Origin of the sequence: Natrinema gari JCM 14663 (genome assembly GCF_000337175.1) — an archaeon.
GTDB classification, from domain to species: domain Archaea; phylum Halobacteriota; class Halobacteria; order Halobacteriales; family Natrialbaceae; genus Natrinema; species Natrinema gari.
This window is the reverse complement of sequence record NZ_AOIJ01000056.1, coordinates 25,022-34,383: the sequence shown is the minus strand read 5'-3', so window position 1 is coordinate 34,383 and position 9,362 is coordinate 25,022. Positions and strand designations below refer to the sequence as shown.

General features: G+C 68.5%; 10 protein-coding genes. 6 read left to right on the top strand and 4 right to left on the bottom strand.

The window, feature by feature from the left end:
• Nucleotides 1–902 (top strand): AAA family ATPase (locus tag C486_RS12625; protein WP_008456720.1); only part of this gene is annotated, 902 nt, incomplete at its 5' end.
• A 33-nt stretch (nucleotides 903–935) separates the two neighbouring features.
• Here the strand turns inward: C486_RS12625 and C486_RS12620 are convergent.
• From C486_RS12620 to C486_RS21710, 4 genes are all read right to left on the bottom strand, one after another.
• A complete protein-coding gene (locus C486_RS12620; protein ID WP_008456718.1) occupies nucleotides 936–1,811 on the bottom strand; it encodes a hypothetical protein in 876 nt (291 codons plus the stop codon).
• A complete protein-coding gene (locus C486_RS12615) occupies nucleotides 1,811–2,476 on the bottom strand; it encodes a hypothetical protein (RefSeq protein ID WP_008456715.1) in 666 nt (221 codons plus the stop codon). Before C486_RS12615 ends, C486_RS12620 begins: the two co-directional genes overlap by 1 nt.
• Nucleotides 2,473–4,002, bottom strand: coding sequence for a DUF58 domain-containing protein (locus tag C486_RS12610; RefSeq protein WP_049910522.1), 1,530 nt, complete (start codon nucleotides 4,000–4,002; stop codon nucleotides 2,473–2,475). Before C486_RS12610 ends, C486_RS12615 begins: the two co-directional genes overlap by 4 nt.
• A 91-nt stretch (nucleotides 4,003–4,093) precedes the next feature.
• Nucleotides 4,094–4,243: a hypothetical protein gene (locus tag C486_RS21710; RefSeq protein WP_008456712.1), complete on the bottom strand. Its 150-nt coding sequence runs from the start codon at nucleotides 4,241–4,243 to the stop codon at nucleotides 4,094–4,096.
• 176 nt (nucleotides 4,244–4,419) lie between these two features.
• On the opposite strand from C486_RS21710, the gene C486_RS12605 reads away from it, so the two are divergent.
• The 5 genes from C486_RS12605 to C486_RS12585 all read left to right on the top strand — a co-directional run bounded on the left by C486_RS12605 (nucleotide 4,420) and on the right by C486_RS12585 (nucleotide 9,359).
• Nucleotides 4,420–5,592: an NAD-dependent epimerase/dehydratase family protein gene (locus C486_RS12605; protein ID WP_008456710.1), complete on the top strand. Its 1,173-nt coding sequence runs from the start codon at nucleotides 4,420–4,422 to the stop codon at nucleotides 5,590–5,592.
• 3 nt (nucleotides 5,593–5,595) lie between these two features.
• Nucleotides 5,596–6,603: an NAD-dependent epimerase/dehydratase family protein gene (locus tag C486_RS12600; protein WP_008456708.1), complete on the top strand. Its 1,008-nt coding sequence runs from the start codon at nucleotides 5,596–5,598 to the stop codon at nucleotides 6,601–6,603.
• Nucleotides 6,590–7,606 (top strand): NAD-dependent epimerase/dehydratase family protein, encoded by a 1,017-nt coding sequence (locus C486_RS12595; protein ID WP_008456705.1) that lies wholly within the window; start codon nucleotides 6,590–6,592, stop codon nucleotides 7,604–7,606. Before C486_RS12600 ends, C486_RS12595 begins: the two co-directional genes overlap by 14 nt.
• Complete coding sequence (locus C486_RS12590; protein WP_008456704.1) at nucleotides 7,603–8,637, top strand: glycosyltransferase family 2 protein; 1,035 nt, start codon at nucleotides 7,603–7,605, stop codon at nucleotides 8,635–8,637. Before C486_RS12595 ends, C486_RS12590 begins: the two co-directional genes overlap by 4 nt.
• Before the next feature lie 68 nt (nucleotides 8,638–8,705).
• Entirely contained in the window at nucleotides 8,706–9,359 is a 654-nt protein-coding gene (locus tag C486_RS12585; protein WP_008456702.1) for a class I SAM-dependent methyltransferase, read from the top strand.
• Nucleotides 9,360–9,362: the final 3 nt, after the last annotated feature.

Sequence of the window (9,362 nt, the reverse complement as noted above, 5' to 3'; positions counted from 1 at the left end):
TGTATAAGAGACAGCTCCTGCTCGAGGGGGTTCCCGGCGTGGCGAAGACGACGCTCGCGAACCTCTTCGCCCGCGCGAGCGGCCTCGAGTACAATCGCATCCAGATGACGCCCGACATCCTGCCGGCGGATATCACCGGCACGGAGATCTACCGGGAGAGCGGAGAGACGTTCGAACTCCAGCGGGGGCCGGTCTTCGCCAACATCGTCGTCGCCGACGAAATCAACCGCGCGACGCCGAAGACCCAGAGCGCCCTACTCGAGGCCATGCAGGAGCGCCACGTCACCATCGGTGGCGAGACCCTCGCGTTGCCGCGGCCGTTCATGGTCATCGCGACGCAGAACCCGATCGAGATGGAGGGTGTCTTCGAACTCCCGGAGGCCCAGCGCGACCGCTTCCAGTTCAAACACCGGATCGACCTCCCCGACGAGGACGCGGAATTGACCCTCGTCGACCGCTTCGACGACGAGCCGATGCTCGGGCCGACGGCGATCGAGCAGGTGGTCGACCGCGAGGAGATACTCACAGCGCGGGAGCGCGCCGACGGCGTTCACGTCGCCCGCCCGGTCAAACAGTATCTCGTCGATCTCGCCGGGGCGACACGAGCACATCCCGATGTCGCTCACGGAGCGTCGCCGCGAGCGACGCTCGCGTCTCTCAACGGCGTCAAGGCACGCGCCGCGATCCGCGGTCGCGAGTACGTCATCCCGGACGACGTGAAAGCGCTGGCCGAACCGGTTCTGGCCCATCGCCTCGTGTTGACGACCGATGCCGGGCTGAGCGATGTCGCCGCGGCCGATGTGGTCGCGGATGTCATCGAGTCCGTCGACGTTCCGGTGACCGAGGCCGCAATCGAGCAGGAGGCGGCGAGCGGCGGCGACGGTGCGTCCCCGGCGGAGTGACGGCGATGCGGGCGGTCGGAGTCACGAGGAGCGTCACGCCGGGTCCCAGCGACAGGTGATCAGCCACTCGGATCGGTCCGCGCCCGGCTCGACCTCGAGGTCGACCGGGCGGTCGAGGGCGGCGGCGAATCCGACGGCGAGAAAGGAGGCGACGGGATGGTCGAACCGGTCGACATCGCCGAAGACGGCCGAGTGGACGGCGACGGTCGCTCGCCCGTCGTCGGGATCGACCGCCGGATCGGCCTCGCTCGCGAGTTCGAACTGTTCGACGAGACCGTCGGCGAGTCGCGTCGCCGCGACCGTCGGCTCGGCCGGCAGCGGACCATCGAGCGTTCGCTCGAACGCCGCGAGGAGTCGCCCGCCGGTCGGCTCGAGGACGAGTCCTCGTTCCGCCGGCCGCGTAACGAAGGGCCCAGCGGCGTCCGCCGGGGGGTCGCTGTCGGCCCGCTGTGGGACGAACAGGCGGACCGACGACGGATCGGTGCCGGGGAGATAGCGGCGGTCATCCTCGAGTGCGAGGTCGTCGACCAGGGCTTGTGCGTTCGCCGCGGCGGCGGCGGAGACGCAGTCGCCGACGGTGGCGGCGACGAACCGGCCGGGGGTGAGATAGTAAGTGAGGACCGCGCCGAACAGACCCGTCGCGCCGAGGGCGAACAGGACGGGGCGGCCGTGGTGAACCAGGCCGCCGCCGAGGACGGCGACCGCGCCGATGACGGCGAGCCAGCGTGCGGTGTGGCGGTAGGTCCCCTGCATCGAGCGTGCGTACGCCGCCCGGAGGCGGGCGTTCTCTTCGGCCAGCCGGTCCGCTCTGGCTGCCGCCTGGGTTCGGACGGGCGACGCCTCCACAGCGTCGTCGCTCCGTGATGGTCGTGAATCGGTCCGCTCTGAATCGGCAGTGTTCCGTGTCATCAGTGCGTGTCGGCGTCGGATGTCGAGTCCGGGTCCGGCGGCGACGAACCGACGCGATCCGTCGCCGCGGTCGATGGGTTGGCGGTCGACTCGCTCGGCCGCGGGCCGGAATCGGGACGGTCGCGTCCCGCCCGGTCGCGGACGAAGACGAGTCCGTATCGATGGAGACCGTACACGCCGCCGGCGAGCGCGGCGAGCGACGCGACGGCGGCCATCCAGAGCGGCCGGCCCCCCAGACCCAGCACGGCCCAGGCAAGTCCCCCGAGACCCCCAGCGCTCACCAGCGCAGCCGCGGCGTGGCCGATCCGAGCGTCCCTCGCCGTTCGCGGGGCCGAAGCGAGCACGAGCGCGACGAACCCGGCCTCGAGGAGTGCGAACGAAACCGGATCGATCCCGGCCGGAACGAGCCCGACGAGCGCGACATGTCCGACACCGATCGCGGACGGCGTCTCGAGCGCGTCCCAGACGGCGGCGGTCGCGATGCCGGCAACTGCACCCGGTCGGCCGGCCGCGTGGGTAAACGCCGCGACGAGTGCCGCGAGCGCCAGGAGCCGCGGGACGGTGCGGTCCGGCACCCGGTCGGCGACGATGGCGCGTACGGTCCGACGTGATCCGGGCGCGTCGTCAGCACCTGTCTCGGCGGCCCCGGATTGTCGATCGCTCATCGTCGATCACCCCGTTCGCGCCCCGCCTCGAGAACGGTCGCGAGTCGATCCCCGGGGCCGACTTCGAACGCGCGGACCCGATCGAGCCGCCCGAGGTCGCGGCGGAACGCCTCGAACTCGCGGTAGCGGTCGGCCGCCCGCTCGATGTCGGCCAGCCCGCCGGGTTCGTACAGCACCGTCGGGGCGAGAAAGACGGTCACGGCGGCGTCGTTCGCACGAGCCATCGACACCGTCTCTCGAAGCGCGGCCGGATCGGAGTCGTCGGTAAAGACGACCACCAACGACGTGGACGGGGTCGCCGTCAGCGCCGTCTCCACGGCGTCGAAGAGCACCCGTTCCCGAGCGAGCCGACGGTACCGCTGGGCATCGGCGTAGAACGGCCGGAGCGTCTCGGCGAAGGGGTCGGTATCGCCCTCGAGATCCCAAGCCGAACCGCGAGCCGTCGCCCGCGTCGGCCGCTCATGAACCGACGAGGAGTGTTCGACGGGCGGTGCGGACGCTCGTCCACGTTCGGCACGGCCACCGTCGGCCGCTTGCGTCGGCGGTCGAGCGGGCGGCTCGGCGGCGCGCCGGGCGGTCGGGTCCGACGGCGTCGGCTCGATGGCAAGGAGTTCGCGGCGAACCGCCGCGTAGGTCCCGGTCGTCGCGGCTGGCTTGAGACGGCTCGTCACGCCGCCGTCGTCGACGGCGACGAGCCCGAGCGGGTCGTCGAGCTCCCGGGCGCGGTCGGCCGTCGCGAGCATCACCTCACGGAGGTACTCGAGTTTCGTCGCCGCCGGCGGGCCGGTCGAGAGGGAGCGGCCGTGATCGACCACGAGGAGGGTCCGGCGGGTCGTCTCCGTCTCGTACTCGCGGACGTGGGGTGTCGCGAACCGCGCGGTCGCATTCCAGTCGATCCGCTTGGCCGCGTCCCCGGGGACGTGTTCCCGTATCTCGGCCGGCTCGATCCCGCGACCCGACCGGCGCAGCGCGTGCGCACCGTACGGGCTCGCGAGCCGATCGCCGCCCTCCCCGACGTGCAGCCGCCGGGGGCCTCGCGACGCGACCGAAACTGTCGGGCGCTCGCCCGTTGCAACCATCTCGACGAACCGACCGTCGGTCGCAGTCACTCGAGCGGCGTCGAAGCGGTGGCGACCGACGACCGGCCACGTGACCGACACGGTCGCCGTCGCGGCCGTCGCATCCGGCTCGAGTGTCAGGGTCGCCGCGTCGCGGTCCGCGGTCGCCGCGGTCGGCAAACCGGCGTCTATCTCGAGGGAGAGCGGGGTCGGCTCCGCGAGCGTTGCAGCGATCGGTATCGGCGTCGACTCGCCGGCGTGAACGGTCGCGGACGGGAGCCCGCGAGTGATCGAGAGCCGGCAGGTCGTTCGCTCGAGCGCGGCGAGAAACGAGTACTGCGACGCGAGGATCCATGCGCCGACCAGCACCGCCCCCGCCAGGGGAAGCGGGCGATCGATGACGACCGCGAACGCGGCCAGGAACCCCGCGAGGGAGAGCCGGCTCCAGAGGACTCGTGTCGGACGCATGCCGTTCATCACGAACCACCGGAACGGTGTTGAAACTACTGGTCGTCACCGTCCGCTGCAACACCGCGGCATGGAACCGTTCGTCCAGGTGTCACTCCTCGTCGCGGCCCTCGCTGAGGTGTTGCCAGATCTCGACACAGCCCGCACCGTCGTCGATATCGTCGATCAGTTCGTCGTCGATCGCGTCGTCGCATCGATCACACGTCTCTGACGGCTCGTCGGAATCGCCTGTCTCAGCCATACGACCCGTGTTGTGACGCCACCAACAATAAATTTGATCTCCTAGATTGTTATACTATTGGCATAGGAGAACGAAGATATCTAAGGCGATGAGTAAATAACGACCCTGAGACTGTCATCGGATGTTTCCAATGAATACATTTTTTGCTATCGTTCGGATCACTATCTGGTAGCATCATGTCCATGCTGCTCACCGGTGGAGACGGGTATATCGGCTGGCCAACAGCAATTCGTATCGCATCCCGAACCGACGAGCAGGTCGTTCTCGTCGACAACTTCGCGCGACGGGACTGGGTCGACACCGTCGGCTCGACGAGTGCGACGCCCGTCCACCCGATGGCGGAGCGGCTCGAGGCGGCCACCGAGGTCCACGACGGCCGATCCCTGTCGTTCGTCGAGGGGGACCTCACCGACGGGGAGTTCGTCGACCGGCTGATTCGTATCCACGAACCCGAGACAATCGTCCATACGGCGGCCCAACCGTCGGCACCGTACTCCCAACTCAGCCGCGATCGGGCGAACTTCACCCAGCACAACAACCTCCAGGCGACGCGAAACCTCCTCTGGTCGCTGGAGGAACACGGACTCGAGGAGACGCACTTCATCGAGACGACGACGACCGGCGTGTACGGCGCGCCCGAGTTCCCTATCCCCGAAGGTGGGGCGACGATGGAGCACCGCGGCGAGCGCGACGACGTCCCGTTTCCGGCGATGGCCGGAAGCTGGTATCACCTGACGAAGTGCCACGACGCCGCGAACATGCGGCTAGCACACGACCAGTTCGACATCCCGGTGTCGGACGTTCGGACGGCGATCACCCACGGCACCGAGACCGCCGAGACGGCCGCCGACCCGAGACTCGGGACGCGGTTCGATTTCGACTACTACTTCGGCGTCGTCGTCCACCGGTTCTGCGCGCAGGCCGTGGCCGGCTATCCGATAACCGTCTACGGGCGCGGCGAACAGCGCAAGCCCTTCATCGCGCTCGAGGACGCCGTCGAGGGACTGACGCGACTCGCGCTCACCGACCCGAGCGAACGGCCCGCGGCCCACACCGTCTACAATCAGGTTGCACGAGCGATCAGCATCGTCGAAATCGCCGAGACCGTCGCCGACGTGGCGAACGAGTTCGGGCTGGGCGTCGACGTCGAGCACGTCGAGAACCCCCGGGCGGAGGACGAGACGCACGCGATGGAGATCGAAAACGATCGCTACGAAGCGCTCATCGACGGCCACACGACGTCGTTCGAAGCGAGCGTTCGCTCGATCCTCGAGACGCTGCTCGAACACGAGGACGTCATCGTCGCACACGAGGACCGCTTCCTCCCCGACGTGTTGAGCGAGGGCTGATCCGTGCGGGTCCTGATCACTGGCGGCTGTGGCTACATCGGAAGCGCGCTCGTTCGTCGCCTCCACGAGAACGAAGCGGTCGCCGAGGTCGTGGTCCTCGATTCGCTCGCGGCCGGCTCACCGCGGGCGCTGCTTGGCGTCGTCGGGGACGGTCTCGAGTTCCGGCAGGGGGACGTCAGGAACTACGATGCCGTCGAGAGCGCGATGCGCGGCGTCGACCGCGTGATCCACCTCGCGTCGATCACCGGGGCCGAGAGCACGCACGACCGCCCCGCGGAAACGCGCGCCGTCATCGTCGGCGGCACCGAAACCGTCGTGACTGCGGCGGACGAACTCGGGGTCGACGCGGTCGTCTACGCCTCCTCGTGCAACAGTTACGGCCGCGTCGCGGACACGCACATCGACGAGACGGCGTCCCCGGCACCCCGCAATCCGTACGCCGAGGCGAAAGTCGAGGCCGAACGGGTGGTTCGCGAGGCGGCGGCCGACGGCGACTTCGCGGCGACATCGCTCCGACTGAGCACCAACTACGGCTACGCGCCCGGCATCCGGTTCAACCTCGTCGTCAACCACTTCGTCTTCCGGGGGCTGACCGGCCGGCCGCTGACGGTGTACGGCGACGGCAGGAACTGGCGGCCGTTCATCCACGTGCAAGACGCCGCGCGAGCGTACGAACACGCGGCGCTCTCGCCCGACCAGTGGCCACGGGACGTGTACAACGTCGGCTCCACCGAACAGAACTACCGCATCGAGGACGTCGCTCGCGTCGTCAGGGAGGAACTCGACCGAGACCTCGAGATCGTCTATCTCGAGGACGAACGGCCGGGGCCGTCCTACCACGTCGAGTTCGACCGACTCTCGGAGACGGGGTTCGAACCGTCGTGGACGCTCCGGGCGGGCGTTCGCGAACTCGCCGACCGATTCGCGCGACAGCGTGACGCCGGCGGCGCGCTGGACGCGTCGCGACCGAACGCGTCGTCGCGGGAGGTGAACGTCGATGGCCACCGGTAAGGACCGGACGGACGCCGTCTCGACCGGCGACGAGTCACGGCAGGTCCGCGTCGCAGTCACCGGCGCGGCGGGCTATATCGGGAGCCGCGTCGTCGCGCTCCTCCAGTCCGAACGCCCGTCGTGGTCGATCACGGCGATCGATGACTTCTACCGCGGGTCGCTGCGCCGGATCGGCGACGTCACCGTCGAGTACGTCGACGTTCGGAACCGTGACCGGCTGTGGGCGACGCTCGAGGGGGCCGACATCGTGATGCACCTCGCCGCGATCAGCGGCGTCGAGGACTGCGAAGCGAACCCGGAACTGGCCTACGAAATCAACGTGATCGGAACGGGCCACGTCGCGCGGTTCTGTCGACAACGCGGCGCAGCCCTGGTATTCCCCGCGAGCATGGCGGTCGTCGGCGACCCCCAGGAATTCCCGATCACGGCCGATCAGCCGCGCGCCCCACTGAACTGGTACGGGCGGACCAAGCTCGTCGGCGAGCGGCTCATCGACGCCCTCGCGGCCGACTCGTTCCCGGCGCACCTGTTCCTCAAGTCGAACCTGTACGGCGATCACACGATCGACGGGCAGGTCATCACGAAGGGAGCGGTGCTCAACTTCTTCGTCGAGCGGGCGCTCGCGGCCGAACCGCTGCCCGTCTACGAACCGGGGACCCAATCGCGGAACTTCGTCCACGTCAAGGACGTGGCACGCGCGTATCTCCGCAGCGCCGACGTGCTCGTCGATCGGCTGGCGGCGGGACAGACCGGTGCCGAATCGTTCACGATCGCCAGCGACGAGGACCCCAGTGTGATGGCCCTCGCCGAGGTCGTCAGCGACTGCGTCGCCGACATCGCGGGGATCAACGTCTCGACCGAACTCGTCGAAAACCCCCGCGGCGACGAGACGCTCGTCGACGCCTTCCCGGTCGAGACGACGCGGACACACGACCGCCTCGGCTGGGACCCCACGCACACGGTCGAGGACACGATCCGTCGGCTCGTCGAACGGAACGCATGAGTCCGCTGCCGCCCGCCCCGCTCGATATCGCGTTGCTCGCGCTCACGGCCGCCATCCTCTACTGGGGGTTCGACCGCTACCGGCGACGGTTCGAGCGCCGCGACCTCGCGATCGCGCTCGCGCTCGCGTCCGGCGTCGCGTCGCTCGTGTTCGTTCCGGAGGCGTTCGACCTCGTCGGGACCGTTCTCGAGATCGAACGGCGCTACGTCGTCGTATCGCTGCTCGCGACGCTGGTCCTGCTCGGCGTCGTCCTGTACGCCTTGAGCGTCGCCAGAGCGGCCCGCGACGAGGTCGCGGCGCTGACCCGATCGCTCTCCGTCGACCGAGCCCCGCGGACGGACGGCGGGGCGGAGACGGTGTTCGTCGTGATTCCCGCGTACAACGAGAGCGATACCATCGGCACCGTCGTCTCGTCGCTCCCGGAGTCGGTCCGCGGCTACGACGTCCAGCCGCTGGTCGTCTCCGACGGGTCGACCGACGGGACCGCGGCGCGGGCCGCCTCGAGCGGCGCAATGGTCGTCGAGCACCCGATCAATCAGGGACAAGGGGGTGCCCTGAAGACCGGGTTCGAGATCGCGCTCGAGCACGAAGCGGCGATCGTCGTCACGGCGGACGGCGACGGGCAGCATCCGTCGTCGGAGTTGGACCGCCTCATCGCGCCGATCGTCGAGGACGAGGCCGACTACGTAATGGGATCGCGGTACCTCGGTGTCGATCGGTCCGGCAATGGCGTCGTTCGCCGGACCGGGATCCGGTTTTTCACCGGCCTGATCAACGTCCTGATGGACACCGACATCACCGACTGTACGAACGGCTACCGAGCGATTCGGGGGCCGATGCTCGAGCGGCTCACCCTCACTGAGGAGCGATTCAACGCGCCGGAGTTGATCATCGAGGCCCGGAAGAACGGCCTCCGACTTGAGGAGATACCGGTCGAGATCGCGGACCGAAAGGACGGCGACAGCAAGAAGCCGAAACTGGGGTTCGCGATCGGGCTGACGCGCATCATCGTGGTCGCGTGGCTACGATGACACCGCCGTAGGATCGACGCGTCACCACCGGCAGCAACGCGACTCCACGACTGACGAATTTAGCGACCATGAGAGCGAACGAAACACGGAAACGAAACGTCGAACGGACGTTCGAGCGCTGTATCGAGCCCCACGTCAGGGACGAAACCGTCCTCGACATCGGGTGTGTCGCACACGATTCCGCCAAACGACACGACGAGACGTGGCTCCACGACCTCGTCGTCCGGGCGGCCGACGACGTGCTCGGCGTCGACATCCTCGAGGACGAGCTCACCGCACTCGCGGACGCGGGGTATGATGTCACCGCCGGCGATGCACAGGACCTCACGCTCGATGAGACGTTCGACGTGATCGTCATCGGCGAACTGATCGAGCACCTCGTTGACTTCGATGGGCTCCTGACATCGGTCGACGAGCACCTAGCCGACGGCGGCAAACTCGTTGTCACGACGCCGAACGCGATGGCGGTTCACTGGACCGGGCTTCGCCTCTTGGATCAGCCATTCGTCAATACGGGCCATACGTGCTGGTTCGATGCGACGACCCTGCGCCAACTCCTCGAGCGATACGGGTTCGAACCAGTCGAGATCACGTACGTCGGCGACTGTCGGCTCACGCTCGCGGACCCGCTCCAGATCGGCGGCTGGCTGTGCGAGCGCGTCCTCCCGGATCGGGTCGGCAAGAGTACGCTCGCCGTCGTCGCCACCCGCGGCGGCGAGTAGCCG